This window comes from Mycobacterium sp. EPa45, from assembly GCF_001021385.1.
Lineage (GTDB): Bacteria > Actinomycetota > Actinomycetes > Mycobacteriales > Mycobacteriaceae > Mycobacterium.
In genome coordinates, this window is record NZ_CP011773.1 from 3,290,326 (window position 1) to 3,305,583 (window position 15,258).

16 protein-coding genes are annotated in these 15,258 nt (G+C 64.3%); 3 read left to right on the plus strand and 13 right to left on the minus strand.

Annotation, left to right across the window (positions count from 1 at the left end; all coding sequences use genetic code 11):
* Positions 1–31: 31 nt before the first annotated feature.
* Genes AB431_RS15715 through pcaH form a run of 6 tightly spaced genes read right to left on the minus strand, consistent with a single transcriptional unit; the run spans position 32 to position 5,189 of the window.
* Positions 32–751, minus strand: coding sequence for a 3-oxoacid CoA-transferase subunit B (locus tag AB431_RS15715; protein ID WP_047330719.1), 720 nt, complete (start codon positions 749–751; stop codon positions 32–34).
* Positions 748–1,446 (minus strand): 3-oxoacid CoA-transferase subunit A, encoded by a 699-nt coding sequence (locus AB431_RS15720; RefSeq protein ID WP_047330720.1) that lies wholly within the window; start codon positions 1,444–1,446, stop codon positions 748–750. Before AB431_RS15720 ends, AB431_RS15715 begins: the two co-directional genes overlap by 4 nt.
* Complete coding sequence (gene pcaC / locus AB431_RS15725; RefSeq protein WP_047330721.1) at positions 1,443–2,624, minus strand: 4-carboxymuconolactone decarboxylase; 1,182 nt, start codon at positions 2,622–2,624, stop codon at positions 1,443–1,445. The genes AB431_RS15720 and pcaC overlap by 4 nt, the downstream gene beginning before the upstream one ends.
* Positions 2,621–3,826 carry a lyase family protein gene (locus tag AB431_RS15730; protein ID WP_047330722.1) on the minus strand — a complete coding sequence of 402 codons (1,206 nt, stop codon included), beginning with the start codon at positions 3,824–3,826 and terminating at the stop codon, positions 2,621–2,623. The genes pcaC and AB431_RS15730 overlap by 4 nt, the downstream gene beginning before the upstream one ends.
* Positions 3,823–4,392 carry a protocatechuate 3,4-dioxygenase subunit alpha gene (gene pcaG, locus AB431_RS15735; RefSeq protein WP_047330723.1) on the minus strand — a complete coding sequence of 190 codons (570 nt, stop codon included), beginning with the start codon at positions 4,390–4,392 and terminating at the stop codon, positions 3,823–3,825. The genes AB431_RS15730 and pcaG overlap by 4 nt, the downstream gene beginning before the upstream one ends.
* On the minus strand, positions 4,389–5,189 hold the full coding sequence (gene pcaH / locus AB431_RS15740) for a protocatechuate 3,4-dioxygenase subunit beta (RefSeq protein WP_047330724.1): 801 nt from the start codon (positions 5,187–5,189) through the stop codon (positions 4,389–4,391). The genes pcaG and pcaH overlap by 4 nt, the downstream gene beginning before the upstream one ends.
* Positions 5,190–5,259: 70 nt before the next feature.
* Here pcaH and AB431_RS15745 point away from each other — a divergent pair, with 70 nt between their 5' ends.
* From AB431_RS15745 to AB431_RS15755, 3 genes are all read left to right on the plus strand, one after another.
* Positions 5,260–6,009 (plus strand): IclR family transcriptional regulator, encoded by a 750-nt coding sequence (locus AB431_RS15745; protein WP_047330725.1) that lies wholly within the window; start codon positions 5,260–5,262, stop codon positions 6,007–6,009.
* A 273-nt stretch (positions 6,010–6,282) separates the two neighbouring features.
* Complete coding sequence (locus AB431_RS15750; RefSeq protein ID WP_047330726.1) at positions 6,283–7,260, plus strand: dihydrodipicolinate synthase family protein; 978 nt, start codon at positions 6,283–6,285, stop codon at positions 7,258–7,260.
* A complete protein-coding gene (locus AB431_RS15755; RefSeq protein ID WP_047330727.1) occupies positions 7,260–8,264 on the plus strand; it encodes a ketopantoate reductase family protein in 1,005 nt (334 codons plus the stop codon). The genes AB431_RS15750 and AB431_RS15755 overlap by 1 nt, the downstream gene beginning before the upstream one ends.
* A 67-nt stretch (positions 8,265–8,331) precedes the next feature.
* Here AB431_RS15755 and AB431_RS15760 read toward each other — a convergent pair whose 3' ends face one another.
* From AB431_RS15760 to hcaB, 7 genes are all read right to left on the minus strand, one after another.
* Entirely contained in the window at positions 8,332–9,279 is a 948-nt protein-coding gene (locus tag AB431_RS15760) for an AraC family transcriptional regulator (protein WP_047333462.1), read from the minus strand.
* A gap of 552 nt (positions 9,280–9,831) precedes the next feature.
* A complete protein-coding gene (locus AB431_RS15765; protein ID WP_047333463.1) occupies positions 9,832–11,070 on the minus strand; it encodes an NAD(P)/FAD-dependent oxidoreductase in 1,239 nt (412 codons plus the stop codon).
* Positions 11,067–11,369, minus strand: a complete 303-nt coding sequence (locus AB431_RS29995; protein WP_235435687.1) for a ferredoxin — start codon at positions 11,367–11,369, stop codon at positions 11,067–11,069. The genes AB431_RS15765 and AB431_RS29995 overlap by 4 nt, the downstream gene beginning before the upstream one ends.
* 18 nt (positions 11,370–11,387) lie before the next feature.
* Positions 11,388–11,606 (minus strand): dihydrodiol dehydrogenase, encoded by a 219-nt coding sequence (locus AB431_RS15770; protein WP_235435688.1) that lies wholly within the window; start codon positions 11,604–11,606, stop codon positions 11,388–11,390.
* A gap of 46 nt (positions 11,607–11,652) precedes the next feature.
* Positions 11,653–12,171: an aromatic-ring-hydroxylating dioxygenase subunit beta gene (locus AB431_RS15775; protein ID WP_047330728.1), complete on the minus strand. Its 519-nt coding sequence runs from the start codon at positions 12,169–12,171 to the stop codon at positions 11,653–11,655.
* A 61-nt stretch (positions 12,172–12,232) separates the two neighbouring features.
* A complete protein-coding gene (locus AB431_RS15780) occupies positions 12,233–13,639 on the minus strand; it encodes a Rieske 2Fe-2S domain-containing protein (RefSeq protein ID WP_047330729.1) in 1,407 nt (468 codons plus the stop codon).
* Between the two features lie 150 nt (positions 13,640–13,789).
* Positions 13,790–14,641 (minus strand): 3-(cis-5,6-dihydroxycyclohexa-1,3-dien-1-yl)propanoate dehydrogenase, encoded by an 852-nt coding sequence (gene hcaB / locus AB431_RS15785; protein ID WP_047330730.1) that lies wholly within the window; start codon positions 14,639–14,641, stop codon positions 13,790–13,792.
* Positions 14,642–15,258: the final 617 nt, after the last annotated feature.

Below are 15,258 nucleotides of genomic sequence, written 5' to 3' on the forward strand. Positions count from 1 at the left end.
CTGGGAATTTCGTCGCTGAGCGAGCATGGAGTCACTTTTCGGCGACCGAAGCGCCAGGGTCACACGACAGAGCTATGTGCAAGCGCTTCTCGAGCGCGGCGATACTGATGGCGAAGGTCTCGAGTACGCGCACGCGTCCGTCTCCGGCGTTGTCGATGTCGAAGATCGCGTACTCGGTATACAGCCGGCTGACGCATCGAAGCCCGGTCAGCGGGTAACTGCACTCCGGAACCAACTTCGCGGTCCCGTCCTTGCCGAACAGCGTCATCATCACGAATACGCGCTTCGCGCCGATGGCGAGATCCATCGCACCCCCGACCGCGGGAATGGCGTCCGGTGCTCCGGTGTGCCAGTTGGCGAGGTCTCCACGCTCGCTGACCTGAAACGCCCCGAGCACACACACGTCGAGATGGCCGCCGCGCATCATGGCGAAGGAGTCGGCGTGGTGGAAGTAGGACGCCCCAGGGGTTTCGGTGACCGGAACCTTGCCTGCATTGGTGAGATCCGGGTCAATGGCGTCTCCCGTCGCGGCGCCTCCCATGCCGAGCATGCCGTTCTCGGTGTGCAGCACCACCTCGGCGGCGGGGTCGAGGTAGTCGGCGACCATCGTGGGCTGGCCGATGCCGAGATTGACGTACGACCCAGGTGCGATGTCGCGGGCGATCATCGCGGCGATCTCCCGGCGGTCCAACGGGCCACGGTCGAGATGCTCGACACGACGCCGTGTCCTTGCATCGAGCGTTCCCGTCACGAGGCGACCTCGGTGCGGGCGGCGGGAATCGAGGACAGGTCGAGGATGCGGTCGACGAAGATACCCGGCGTCACGACCGTCTCGGGGTCGATGCCTCCGGTCTCGACGACGCGGGAGACCTCAACGACGGTCAGCGTGGCGGCGGTCGCCATCACCGGACCGAAGTTGCGAGCAGTCTTGCGGTACAACAGGTTTCCGGCCCGGTCGGCCAGGTGTGCTGCGATGAGTGCGACGTCGCCGCGGATCGGATACTCCAGCACGTAGTCGCGGCCGTCGATCGTGCGGATCTCCTTGCCCGAGGCGAGCGGGGTGCCGACACCGGTCGGGCAGAAGAACGCGCCAATGCCCGCGCCTGCCGCTCTGATCCGCTCGGCCAGGTTGCCCTGCGGGACCACTTCGAGGTCGACCATGCCGTCCCGGTAGAGCCTGTCGAACACGTACGAATCGGCCTGTCGGGGGAAGGAACAAATGACCTTCGCGACCCGACCGGCAGCCAGCAGCGCGGCCAGACCGGTGTCGCCGTTGCCCGCGTTGTTGCTGACGATGGTGAGCTCGGCGGCGCCCTGTTCGATGATCGCATCGATGAGTGTGGTGGGCATGCCCGCCATGCCGAATCCGCCGACGAGAATTGTTGCGCCGTCGGCGATTCCGGCGACGGCTTCATGGGCGGTGGCGCAGACGGCGGTGCGGCTCATGACGACGCCCGCTCGTCCTCGTCGAATTCCGGCAATACCTCGGCGGCGATGCGAAACGCGGAGTTGGCGTCGGGGACGCCACAGTAGATGGCAGTCTGCATCAGCAGCTCCTTGATCTCGTCGTTGCTCAAACCGTTCCGGCGGGCCGCTCGCAGGTGCATCGCCAGTTCCTCGCGGTGCCCGCGCGCGACCAGGGCCGTCAGGGTGATCATCGAGCGGCTGCGGAGGTCTAGACCTGGGCGGGTCCAGATGGTTCCCCAGGCGTACTGGGTGATCAGGTGCTGGAAATCGGCGGTCATGTCGGTGGTACCGGCGATTGCCCGGTCGACGTGCCCGTCGCCGAGCACCTGGCGCCGTATCGCCATTCCCACGCGACACACGTCCTCGACGGTCCTAGTCGCAGGCTGCGGAATACCCACCTGCTCTGCGATGAGGCCGGCGACCCGGTCCGGGGCTTCGACGGGTGCCAGGTGCCCGACACCGTCGAGCACTACGAGGTCACCGTCCTGGACACCGGAGGCGATGCGCCGCAATGACTCCGGCGGCGTGGGCACGTCGGCGCTGCCTGCCACGGCCAGGACGGGAGTGACGATCTCGCGCAATCGGTCGGAAATGTCGAATGCCGCGAGAGCCTCGCACGCCTGCGCATAGGACTCCGGATCGGTGTGACTGAGGGCGTCCAGCAGCGCCGCGCCGACACCTGGTTGCCGGTCGACGAAGCCGGGCGCGAACCACCGCTGGGCCGCGCCCGAGAGCAGGGTTTCGACGCCCTCGGCGCGGACGGTGGCGGCGCGCTCCAGCCAGCCAGCTGGGGTGCCGATCGACGCACCGGTGCCCAGCAAGGTCGCCGAGTCCACCCGTTGCGGCGCATCGAGCATCAGCTGTAGACCGACACAGCCACCGAGCGAAACACCGGCGTAGTGAAAGGTTTCGGCGCGCATGTCGTCGGCGAGTGCCAGCACGGCGGCCGCTAGTTCGGCGATCGTGAAGGGCTCGCCAGGACCGCCTCGACCGTGACCGGGTAGGTCCCACCCGACGACGCGGGCGTGCGCACTCAGCCATCCAGCCGCAGCGCTCCACAGCGTGGCTGCCGAGGTACCCAGTGAGGGCCCCAGCACGAGGACAGGCGCACCGCGGGGACCGCCGAAGTCGATTGTGGCCAAGGCCGGAATGGTCATGACGCAGACTTGATGAAGCGACGGGCCCGACTCAAGGTCGAATCGATCAGCCGATCGGCGGCACCGGTGTAGTCGGGCCGTGCTGGGCTACCGGTCAACTCGGCCATGGCCCGTTGTTCGGTGAGCAGCCCGCCCGCGTCGGCCAGGTTCGCGGCCGCCCGCGCCGCGTCCACCTGCAACCCGGAGAGCAGTTCGGAGGCCTGGACGGCCGCCACGACGGTGCGGCGGGCGAGCGTGCGCAGTGTGGCCCATTCGGCGTGCCACGCGCCGTCGGAGCGCTCGTCGACACTCGCTCCTGCGGCCAGGTGCAGGGTGGCGCCTAACGTGCCCGCGGTGAGCGCGGTGCGCCGGATCAACACAGAACGGACGGGATTGTTCTTGTGCGGCATCGTCGATGAGCCGCCACCACTGCCCTCGGCCAGCTCGCCGATCTCGGGCCGGCTACCGGTCGCGACGTCGGCGGCGATGTGCCCCCAGGCGTCGCAGCAGCTCACCAACGCATCCCCGATGCGGGTGATCGCCGAGCGGGTGGTGTGCCAGGGCGGAGCCGGCGCCAGCCGCAGAGCGCCGGCGAGCGCGTCGCTCAACGCGATGGCGCCGTCCACCGAACCGGTCAATTCCGTAGCCGCCGCCAGCGTTCCCACCGCGCCACCGACCTGCACCGGCAGGGAGGGCAGCAGCCCAGTCAGCGGTTCGGCGGCGTCCAGTATGCCGGTAAGCCAACGTGCCATCTTGACGCCGAAGGTGCTCGGTAGGGCGGCCTGGGTCAGGGTACGCGCGAGTGTTGGTGTGCTCCGGTGCCTCTCAGCGAGCTCGGACAGCGCCCGGACTTGGACGGTGAACTCGTCGCCGATGCGTATGAGGACATCACGGGCGCAGATGACGAGCGCTGTGTCGACGACGTCCTGACTGGTTAGCCCGCGGTGTAACCAACGCGCTGTCGCCGCCGTCGACCGCTCACGCAACAACGTGACCAGCGCGCTGACGGGGCTGCCGTCGGTGGCGGCGCGGCGGGCGATCGACTCGGTGTCGGCGTCGGCGATGAGGTCTGCCAAGCTGGCACGCGCCTCCTGCGGTGCGATACCGGCGTCGACGAGGATGTCCAGCCACGCCCGTTCCACGGCCACCATGGCCCCGAGGAATGCGGGGCCGCTCATCAGGGCGCCTGCGAGGTCGTCGCCCGGCCAGAAGAGGTCAGTCATCGCTGGTGTCCCGCGTAGCGCAGGAAGACCGTCTCGGGTTTGCCTGGCGCGTCCTGCAATTGGATGTCGAAGCGTAGTCCGGCGCCCTCGCGGGTGGCGATGAGAGTGTCGCGGCGCTCGGGCGGCAGGGACGCCAGCAGTGGATCGCCTGCCAGCTGGCCCCCCGGCACGTAGGCGCGTGTGAACAGCCGGTTGAGCAGCCCGCGGGCGAACACGGTGATCAGAAAGAACGGTGCCGCACCGGGATCGCAGGGACCTGGGATGACGGTGGAAAAGCTGTACCGTCCGCCAGCGTCGGTGCCGGCGCGGCCCCATCCGGTGAAGGTCCAGCCATCCCGGTGTAGCGAGCCGGTGGACGTGGGGATGGTGCCGTCGGCGTTGGCCTGCCAGATCTCAAGCAGGGCGTCGGGAACAGGCTGGCCGTCACCATCGAGGACCAAGCCGGCAAGCTGGACGGCACCCGGTGAGCCGGCCGGAACCAGCTGTTCGCACCGGTCGAACGGGAGTGCGTAACCGAAAAAGGGTCCGACGGTCTGCCCCGGGGTGGCGGTGAGCAGGGTATTCATCGGTGTTCGCTTCCGCGGTGGGGATCCTCGGCCGGAGTGCGCGTCGCGCCGGTGAGGATGATGTCCCACCGGTAACCGGTGGCCCATTCGTGGGTGGTGACGTCGTGGTCGTAGTTGGCAATCAGTCGGTCTCGGGCCTTTCGGTCGGTGATCGACTGATAGATCGGGTCCAGCGCGAACAACGGGTCGCCGGGGAAGTACATCTGGGTGATCAGCCGTTGCGTGAATTCCGTTCCGAACACCGAGAAGTGGATGTGGGCTGGGCGCCAAGCGTTGCGGTGGTTCCTCCACGGATACGGCCCTGGCTTGATCGTGGTGAAGCGGTAGCTTCCGTCGTCATCGGTCAGGCAGCGGCCGACGCCGGTGAAGTTGGGGTCGATCGCGGACGGGTGTTGATCACGCTTGTGGATGTAGCGACCGCCGGCGTTGGCCTGCCAGATCTCGACGAGTTGACGTCGCACCGGCCGTCCGTCGCCGTCGACCACCCGGCCGGTCACCACTATCCGTTCGCCGATGGGTTCGCCTGAGTGCTGGATGGTGAGGTCCGATTCAAGCGGATGCACGTCGCGTTCGGAAAAGCAGGGCGTCCACAGCTCGACGCCCTCCGGGTCAGCGTGGTGTAGGTCCTTCGTGGGATGACGCAGCAGGCTGCTGCGGTAGGGCGGGTAGCCGAGCCGTGGCTGCGTCTCCTCGATGCCAGCGCGCTGGTACTCGGACTCGATCGCCTCGATCTCCGCGCTGATCGCCTGCTGCCTCGGCAACCCGCCGTCGGGATCGCGGTCGATCACTGCTGTCATAGCCTTGACGCTATTGGCTCCTCGGCGACTGACCTACGCTAGATTACCACTGAGCGGAAAGGATCCGTGAGTGGCGGGAAATACCTCAACGCCCGGCACCAGCGTCGCTTCCCGTTTGCTGCGCATGGTCGCCGCCTTCGATGAGCGGCACCGGACACTGACGCTGTCCGAACTGGCGGGTAGGGCCAGCCTGCCGATGGCCACGGCCCACCGGCTGGCTGCCGAACTGGTTGCGGGCGGGGCGTTGCAGCGCCGCACGGACGGTCGTTTCGAGGTCGGCCGACTGATGTGGAGCGCTGGGCTGCTCGCCCCGGTCGGAGGCGGATTACGGCAGGTCGCAGAGCCGTTCTTGCACGATGTCTACGCGGCAACGCTCGCCACCGTGCACCTCGCGGTACGCGACGGCAACGAAGTATTGTACCTCGAGCGGATGATGGGTAGGGCATCCGTGCCGATAGTTAGCACCGTCGGCAGCAGGTTGCCGATGCACTGCACCGGCGTCGGCAAGGTGCTGTTGGCGCACGCGCCACGCGAAGTCCAGGATCAGGTGTTTGCCAATCTGACTCCGATTACTCCCTACACAATCACCCAGCCTGCGGTGCTGTCCCGACAGTTGGAGGGGGTGCGGCGCGAGGGGTTGGCTACCACCGTGGAAGAGATGTCGCTAGGCGCCTGTTCACTGGCCGTGCCGATCGTCCGGCAGTCCGACGACGCTGTGGTGGCCGCGATCGCCGTCGTAGTTCCGTCCTTGAAGCGAGGTCGCCAGCGACTGCTCGGCGCCCTGCAGGTGGCTGCCCGCGGCATCGTCCGGCTGCTGTGACCCACGGGCCGCCGCAGCAGCGATCGCTGTGCTGTCGGGCGGCTTCTGACAAAACGCGACACCGTCGCTAGCCGTCGAAAAAGTGGTGACTGCCATGACATCTGGCGCGAATCGGAGTCCGCGCCGCGGTGGAGGGATAGACGCGACCGATCCCCCAGTTGAAGCTGGGAAAGCATCAGCAAAGGGTCCGCCGTTCAACGATCAGCGGCGGAATCCATCCTGCCCACCTCGCACTCTCACCTCGCGAATCGTCACTTAAGGAGCCCGAAGAGTATGACCATCACGACACAGGTCGGACCGGATTTCAGGGCATGGGCCACCGAGTATCTCCGGAACTTCTACATGTGTCCCGTCACGCCACTCACCGCGGATTTCGAGCTCGACGAAGAAGGTCTGCGGCGCAACATCGACGCGTTTGTGGAGATGGGCTGTACTGGACTTGTCGTAGGCGGGTTCTTCGCTGAGGGCTGGAACATGACACTGGCCGAATGGCGGCGTTACCACGAGGTAGTCGCGGATTCGGCCGCGGGCCGCCTTCCCCTGTTTACGATCATCCTGGAGTCGTCGGCATACCAGGCAATCGAAAAGATGCGCTTCGTGGAGTCGCTCGGCTTCACCGGTGCCGAGATCATGAACCCGTCGGTGCAGCTCAAGACCGACGACGACGTCGTTTCGTACTTCGACTTCGTGGCCCCCGCCACCGGGCTGGCACTGGTGCTCTACCGCACGCCGGTCTCTGGTTTCGTATACAGCCATGACGCCGTCAACCGGATCGCCGAGCACCCGAACGTCGTCGGCATCAAGAACGGCACGCTGAGCTGGACCGACAGCATCGCGTTGCGGCGCAAATTCGGAGACCGGCTAGTGATCAGCGAGCCGAACGAGCGCTATTGGGCGCACGACGCTGCTCTGTTCGGCGGACGCGTCCTCTACGGCGAGCTCTCCCTCATCCTTTACGGGAAGTGGCGACCGGACCTGCACCGTTACACCGACCTGGCGTTGGAAGGTGATCTGGCAGCGGCAATGCCCGTGTCGGCAAAGCTGGACGGGATCCGCGAGGCCTACGACGAGGTGCTGATCCGCCGCATCGCGGCCACCGGCTCGTATGTCGCGGCCATGCCCTATCTAAAGGCGTGGTTCGAGCTGCTGGGGCTGTGTGCAGGTCCGGTGCGGCCGCCCGTCAAAGCCCGGCTGTCGGCTCCGGAACGGGAATTGCTGCAACAGCAGCTTGTGGCCGCAGGGGCCATTTGATGCGCGTCGTGATCCTCGGCGCCGGCGGCCTCGGTACGGTCCTGGGCGGTTATTTGGCCAACGCGGGGGTAGACGTAACCCTCGTCGGCAGGCGAGCGCACGCGGAAGCCATCGCGCGCAACGGCCTGCATATCACAGGCCGTCGGGGCGAGCTGCTGATCAGGGATAACGTGCAGGCGGTGGACGAGGCAGGCAAGGTTACGGGACCCGTCGATTACCTCGTCCTGGCGGTGAAGGGCAAAGACACCGCGCAGGCGCTAGCGGATGCCGCTCCGTTGCGTGATGTCATAGGCACCGTCTTGTCGGTGCAGAACAGCGTGGAGAAGGACGCGACGCTCGCGAACTGGCTTGGTCGCGACCGGGTGATCGGAGCGTCCACTATCGAAGGCGGCACGTTGGTCGCGCCTGGCGTCGTGCGCAACCACCTTTCAGCCACGGTGACCGCTTACTTCGGCGAACTGGACGGATCGTCCAGCGCGCGCGTCGACACGCTGACGGCTGCCTTCAACGCTGCGGGCCTTCCTGCGGCGGCCGTGGGCAACATCGAGCAGGTCGAATGGGAAAAGCTGGCCCAGATCGCGCTGGCCGCAGCGTGGTCGGTCACGGCGCTGGGCGCGATCCGCGGCGCCTCGGTCTTCGAGGGCATGGAGGTGCCTGAGGGAGCGACGTACTTCGTCGCGCTGGCGAAAGACCTTCTGGCGGTCTATCGGGCAAAGGGATACGAGCCGATGAACTTCTACGCGCCTCTGTCGCGGCTGAAGGAACTCGACGCGCTCCCGACGGCCGAGGCGATCGATTTCGTCATCGGGCAGGGCAAAGCAATGCGCACACAGGGAATGTCGGGCCACCCCTCGATGTATGAGGATGTTTTGCGAGGACGTAAGACCGAGGTCGACTTTATGCTGGCGCCGTACCTCGCCGCCGCTGAAGAATTGGCCATTGACGTGCCGACGCTGCGGGTGGCCTACCAGATCATCAAAACCATCGACCGATTCCTGGCCTAGATTCCCACACATCGTGGGCGAACTGCCCGTCCGCGCGTCGGTTCGGTGACGTCGTTGGAAGCAATCTTCAGCTCGCACGCAACGTATGTTGCGGAGTGACCCCGAACTTACGCCGATATGCCGTACCGAAGCGGCCAAGATGCCCAAAGCCCCACTTCATCGCTATGTGAGCGACAGTAACGGCATCCGGAGCGGACGCCGCGAGTTCTGCGTGCGCACGATTGAGCCGAACTTCGCGCAGATACGTCAGCGGGGGAAGTCCGACGTGCCGCCTGAAGCCCTCTTGGAGAGCGCGGACGCTGATACCAACGTCGCGAGCAAGATCGGTTGTCGTCCAACTTCTTTCGGGGTGTCCCTCGATCAAGTCGAGTGCGGTTCTGACCACTTTGGGCGGAGGCGCCGCCTGTTGCTCCACATCGAGCGTCATCGACTGGTACTGAGGTTGGGCGAGAAGAAACCCGTGCATGAGCAACTGTTCGAAGTGTCGCCCGATCATCGGGCGTTGCACGACGCTCTCTGAGTGAGTGAACTCCCGACACAAGACCGATAGCACGGAGAGCCAGGTGCGACTGCTGTCGGCCGTGAGGCTCATGGCGTGCGTAAAGTTCAGCGGCCTGGCTAAGGGTCGCCCGAGCAGGCCCTCGAGTTCGAGTTCGAGATCCACACGGCTGAACTTCACGCACAGCTGGGCACAATCAGCGGCCCACACAATGCCGGCAGGGCAGCCCGGGAGAAACACCGCGGCCTGTGTGGGTGTGGCTAGAGCTGTCTGTGTGCCGCACCACGACTCGGCGTGTCCGGTGAGAGGAACGTTGATGTGGTAATCATCCAGCGCAGTCGAATTGTCGAGTCGGACATCTGCGCTGTACCCGAGATAGCCGACGGTCACAGCACCGATTCGTGCGGCGCTGAGCCTTGCGTTTAGTCGTTGGCCGCGTCCGGAGAACCGGAGACGGTGGGGCGTAAAAATCCGCGAAGCGATGTTCTCGGCCGCGCTCAACTGTTGGGTGCGCACGGTCTCCTGCCGGCTGAAGTATGCGTCCGCGCCCCTCAACCCTGCCGCCATGTGGTAATCCACCTCGCTTTTCCGCTCCGCAAAACCTAGCTTCCTGCAGATCTTCCGCTCCCCCGGGCACGGAGGCCGACGGTGTCACTGGCGCGCAGTGTGGTGCGTCACAGCACCGTGCATGGACCATACTGTCCCGTACCGTTTCCGTCCAGCAGAGAGTAGTTCTTAATGGTGACTCTCGTCGCTTAACGACACTATGACGAACTGCTCATCGCGGCTGGAGTTCGGCAGAAGCACGAGACTCTCCGAACGTATGCCTCAAGATGTCCGCCTTGATCCGGTCGATGCCGACGCAGGCGAGGACACGGCGGGAGTGCCGCGATCCTCGATGCGGCCTACCGGGAAAGCATCGCGTCGCGAAAGCCTGCAGCCAGTGCCGTTGATCGCGGATCGCCTGGTGTATACCCAGCGTCGGGCAACGGCTCAGGTGTCGGCGATTTCGATGCTGTGTGTGCAGGTGTCGAACATCCGCCGGGCGGCAGGGACGTCAGCTCACCGTCAGCTCACGGAGCACGCGGCGTCCACAGCATCGCTGAGTTGCGCGGTTCCATCGGCGAGAACTCCGGTGTTGACGATGACCCGTTCGCCGATCAGTCGGCGACCCAGATGCACATCTTTCGTCGCATTGACCCCGAGCACCCCCACCAGCGCGGTGCCGTGCAAGTAGTAGGCGGTGAACGTATCCGAGGCGAGGCTGCCCCGCGTAATGAGCCGGTCCGCACGCTGCGGAAATCCGGCGACCTGGATGTTCAACCCGAATTGGTCAGACCAGAACCACGGCACGTCGGCGAATACTTCGTTGCGTCCCACCATGGCTCGCGCAGCCGCAATCCCCATTTGCTGGGCATTCTGCCAGTGCTCGACTCGGGTTCGACCGCCAAAGATGGGCTCCGGGCGGTTCACGACATCGCCTGCCGCATACACGTGCGGTGCCGAGGTCGCGCAGTGCTCATCGACCTCGACACCGTCCGAGACCTGCAATCCGGCCGCCGCGGCTAGCTCGACGTTCGGGTCGGCGCCGACTCCGATCACAGCCACGTCGACATGCCATACCCGGCCGTCGCCGGCGGTGATCCGAACCCCGTCTGCTTCAGTGCACACCTCGGCGATCGGCACGTCTGTCGTGACTACGACTCCCTGGTCGGTGTAAAACTCGGCGAACATCACGCCCACCGTGTGACCGAGTGTGCGGTAAAAGGGTGCCGATGCCGCTTCGAACATCGTTACCTGGCAACCTAGTTCGCGAGCGCTCGAGGCGAGTTCAGCGCCGATGAATCCGCCACCGACGACGGCGACCGAAGCGCCTGCGACCAAATGCGACCTGATGGCAAGGGCATCGTCGAGAGTGCGTAGCGGGAGAACCTTGTCCGATTCCACACACAGCCGACCTGGCCACCGTACCCGTGCGCCGGTAGCCAATAGGGCGAGATCGAAAGCGACCACACCTCCGGAAGCCAGCCGAACAGACCGGTTTCGGACGTCGAGCGCGTCGACCCGCGCGCCGAGCATCATGTCGATCTGGCGGTCGGCATACCACGACGGCAACCTCAGCGAAAAGTCATCGACGGTGACTGCCCCGGTGAGCATCCCCTTGGACAGCGGGGGGCGGTCGTACGGGAAGTGAGCTTCTGCGGAGAACAGATAGATTTTTCCGTCGAAACCCTCCTCGCGCAAAGTCTCGGCAGCGTGCACGGCCGCTAGGCCGCCGCCGATCAGAACGACTGTGCGCTGTGTCATTGCTGCGGTCCGGCGGCGCGAATGGTGATCGCTGCCGACGGGCATTCCTGCGCGGCAGCGCGGGCGGCCTGCTCTTGATCAGCCGGAATGTCGCTTACGACTGATTCTGCCTTTCCAGCCGAATTGATCGCGAAGACACCTGGCGCGACGTCCAGGCATAAGCGGTAGCCGCAGCACCGGCGTGGATCGACTTCTGCATGAATCACTTGTGCCCAGACCTCGCGTATCGCATGGGTTCGAGTTGAGCTGTTCTCAAAACAGACGTCCTTTCGACGAGCCGTGAAGTCCAGGGCCGCCACGGTGGCCAATCTGGCCCCTCAATGGCCCGGACCGAAAGGGTCCTGAAGCAACCGAGAAAAGCTCTCCTTGGTTTGCCATGACAGACTCTCGAGTTCTAGTGGATCGAGCTGGATCCGGAAACCGAGGCGGGGACTGGCAATCTCCAACCGCTCTCCGTTGCGGGTGTACACCTTGTCGACGGTGACTACGGCGAACTCGTTCGCGATAGTCGTTGTCATCTTGGGCTCGCGGGTCACGTCTGAACCTTTCTGGGGGATAAGCGATACAGGCTCAATGCCACCGCTAGAAAAAGAAGGCCAGGTTGTGCGTGCCGAGGACGGCGTGGTCGAGCACCACCCGTCGGCTCGCCAGTCGCAGGCCCGTCTCACCCCGCCGGATGACGTCTTGGCGCTTCGCGGAGATGAGATCGTACTTAGGGCTGTCCCCCCTGTTGCGGAACACGAGCACGTTGGATCGGACATCGTATTCGTCCGGCTCGGACGCGGGGCGCACCCGCACATTCGACACGTTGTGTCGGATCCGCGAGGGCGGATCTTCGGCCCACGCATATTCGGTGTCCAACCGCAGAACTCGCAACTGCAATCCTGCGTAGTCGTCATCCCAATGCGTCATTGTCGACGAATTCCCTTCGCCATTGGCGCGTTCTCTGCTGAGGCGTACCGGGATGACGTAGCGGATGTCTTCGGTGCACAATCCCAGCCACTCGTGAAACCGGCCCTCGTCGAGCAATTCCGACTCTTCGAATAAGAAGTCCTCCACCTCGCTGCGGAGGAGTACCTGCTGTTCGAGAGTTGCTACCATGGCACACCATCCTTGGTGATTCGATTGACTTTTGTTGCGGGATAACGTATTTCACTATTCCTCATGAGGCTGCCTCCGCGCCGCCGGCCAGAGACTGCATCCGGGGTTGAGGTTGTGAGCCATGTGCGCTCGCGCCGTCGCCTGAGTCGGCGATCAACTCCAGCAGGCGGCCCCAGAACTCACGTTGGTTGCGCTCGGCGTACCCGCTGGCCAGGGGTCGACCGGGCCCCTTCCACGTGTCGTCTCTGCCCAGGACGCCCAGGCCCATTTCGAAGTTGAGCATCTGGCTGCCGGCGAGAATGCCCTGAGTTCCCGCAGTGATCGAGCGCCAGGTCTCGGCGTCATCCTGTTCGAACACGCCGGAAATGCCGAAGGTTCGGACGTAGGTCTCGTACGACTGTTGTTTGAAGTCTTCGGGCGCGTCCTTTTCGACGAGAAACCACGACCATACTTCCATCGTGTCGTGCGTCAATGGACGCCACAGCCGAAACGTCAGCATCGGCACCGGCATTGACTGCTGGTCCTTACCGATGAGGACGTTGAGGAAAGAAAGGTTGGGAAAGACCGTTCCGTGGATGAAGGCGGTCCCCTGCAGAATATCTGCCTGGTCCTGGTCGCCGTAAGCCTCGGCGAGCCCGTCGACGACCTCTCGCGGATAGTTCATAAAGGGCGGCATCGGTTGACCCGGTGGCACACCGAGGACGCCAAGCCCGTGACCGTTGGAGAGGCTGATATGGGCGGGCTGCGACGCGAATTTCGGATCGGGCGGCGCCAGACCCAGTTCCACCGCCGAACGGTGCGTCATCAACGTGTGGTAGGCGTCCCCGACAAAGTTGTCCGCGCCGAGCTTCCAGTTGGAGTCGATAATCCAACGCTGCGGCTCACCACGCACCTCCAGACCACCCTGGGTTTTCTTGCTGATCAGGTCGAGATACCAGGTCATATCGCCCAAGTAGTCGGCCAAAGGTGCTGCGTTCTCGTCCAGGCAACCAAAGATCAGGCCGCCGTAGTTCTCCAGGCGCGGAACCTGGGTCAAACTCCACTCGTTCTTGTCCATCTCGACCCCGTAGACCTCTTCTTGTGCGGGCACGCCCGCGAGGGCTCCGGTATTCCGGTAGGTCCATCCGTGATAGGGGCAGCGGAAATGCGAGGTGTTACCCATCTCCGTGCGGCACAGCAGTGTTCCGCGGTGCCGACATGAATTCGCCATCGCCCGCACTTCGCCATCCTCGCCGCGGACGACGATGATCGAACCGCCGCCCAGGTATCTCACCACGTAATCCCCGGCCTGAGGTACCTCCGTTTCGTGGGCCAGGAACTGCCAGCACCGGCCGAACACCCGGTCGGCTTCGAGCGCGTGGAGTTCAGCATTGGCGACCAGTCCGGCAGGCATTCGGCCCCTGGCAAGTCCTTCTTGACCCGCTGCAATCAGTTGCTGAATGTCGCTCTTGTCTCCGACAACGGACATTTGATCTCCTCTTGTGTTTTCGGCTGCGCCGCATTGCTTTTGGGCTGTGGTACATAAAAGTGGGGTGTGTGTCGCCAAACCCGCTCCTTCGGGTCGGGTGACGCGAAGTCTGAATAATCCAGGGATGTCACCAACATCTGTGTAGGTCTTTCATGCTGTCGGTAAGTCGGTCCGGGCGACGTTGGCGGCAAGTCCCAGTCCTCCGGCCGGCTGATTCATTCCGCGCACGCCCAAACCACCGTCACTGTTGATGACGACGCCGGTCACCGCGCGTGAGTTGTCCGCCGACGCGAGCAGCACGTACAGGCCGGCATGATCGGCAGGCTGCTGGGCGTACTGCAGAGGATTCGTCGTGCTCATCATGTCGGCGATGCCGGGCACCGACGACAACACGGTTTCGCCCTGACCCAGGTCTTCGATGCCACGCAATCCTGTTATCGTGCCGCCGGGCGCGACTCCGTTCACCCGGATCTTCGGCGCCAACTCGTATGCCAGTTCACGCACCACGCCAACGACGGCGTGCTTAGACGCGGTGTATAGCGGGCCGCCACCGGAGGTATAGAAACCAGAGTTGGATACGGTGAAGATGATGCTCGGCGCATCGCTCTTGAGGAGTTCAGGAACCGCGGCCCTGGCGCCAAGGAGGTAGCCCTTGACGTTTACCGAGAAGATCTCGTCGAAAGCACCGCCGAGGTCGTCTCCGTCGAAACTCATCAGGGACGCAAAGTAATCGAAGATCCCGGCATTGCCGACGAACACATCGAGCTTTCCGAACGCATCAACCGTCTCGTGTACCGCCCTGACATTGTCGGCGTACGAGGTCACGTCACCTGTTACCGCTCTCAGTTTGCGGTCGGCGTAGCCGAGGCCGGCCAGGTCGCCTACCGAGCGATCCAACACACCCACTTGTGCGCCCTCGGACAAAAACCGCTCCACCACAGCCAAGCCGATTCCGGCCGCCCCACCGGTCACCAGTGCAACCCGCCCTGTCAACCAGCTCACACTCTCGCCCCTTCTGTGATGCACATCGCTGCATTCACATCACTAGGTTCCTTGGCGAGGAATGACAGGTCTATCCGCGCAGCGCTTCCAGAACTCCGATTCACGCGGATCTCACGACGCTAGCCAGATCTTTTCGCGTAGGGAGTCACTGCGGCGTCGGCGTCAGCTTGAAACGTAGCCAGCCGCAAGACCGATCGCTCTCTAACCACACGCAGCCAGCGGACCGCTGATATGAAGACTGAGACTCCTCGGTTGCTGACGGTCATGAACCGCTGGTCGAGATCTCTGACCTCCTCGTCACTTCCCCCATAGAGCTACATGAAGACGGCCTTGTCAACGGCGGCTGAAAATCAACCCCTTTACGACGGGTGAGTTCGACACGGGTCGGTTTTCAGACGACGCCGACTCCTTGGTCGCCTGGCTGTCGCACCGGCTGGTTGAAGCTGTGAGGCAGCCTGTCTAGTCACTGCTAGGGCCACTTACCCCTGCTGAACGAGTGCGCAGAATTCCGCATCGAGGACCGCTCAGCGCGGATGGATTGAGATTGCAGCGGCAACGCTTCAGCATCAACAACGGACATACGCTCTGCGTTTCAACGGGTTTCGGAGTGCAGTAGC

What these genes read in the sequence shown, in the direction of transcription:
- AB431_RS15775 (WP_047330728.1), bottom strand. Translation starts at nt 12,171, where the DNA reads ATGGTAGCAACTCTCGAACAGCAGGTACTCCTCCGCAGCGAGGTGGAG.
- AB431_RS15720 (WP_047330720.1), bottom strand. Translation starts at nt 1,446, where the DNA reads ATGAGCCGCACCGCCGTCTGCGCCACCGCCCATGAAGCCGTCGCCGGA.
- pcaH (WP_047330724.1), bottom strand. Translation starts at nt 5,189, where the DNA reads ATGACAGCAGTGATCGACCGCGATCCCGACGGCGGGTTGCCGAGGCAG.
- AB431_RS15755 (WP_047330727.1), top strand. Translation starts at nt 7,260, where the DNA reads ATGCGCGTCGTGATCCTCGGCGCCGGCGGCCTCGGTACGGTCCTGGGC.
- AB431_RS15780 (WP_047330729.1), bottom strand. Translation starts at nt 13,639, where the DNA reads ATGTCCGTTGTCGGAGACAAGAGCGACATTCAGCAACTGATTGCAGCG.
- AB431_RS15750 (WP_047330726.1), top strand. Translation starts at nt 6,283, where the DNA reads ATGACCATCACGACACAGGTCGGACCGGATTTCAGGGCATGGGCCACC.
- AB431_RS15730 (WP_047330722.1), bottom strand. Translation starts at nt 3,826, where the DNA reads ATGACTGACCTCTTCTGGCCGGGCGACGACCTCGCAGGCGCCCTGATG.
- pcaG (WP_047330723.1), bottom strand. Translation starts at nt 4,392, where the DNA reads ATGAATACCCTGCTCACCGCCACCCCGGGGCAGACCGTCGGACCCTTT.
- AB431_RS15765 (WP_047333463.1), bottom strand. Translation starts at nt 11,070, where the DNA reads ATGACACAGCGCACAGTCGTTCTGATCGGCGGCGGCCTAGCGGCCGTG.
- pcaC (WP_047330721.1), bottom strand. Translation starts at nt 2,624, where the DNA reads ATGACCATTCCGGCCTTGGCCACAATCGACTTCGGCGGTCCCCGCGGT.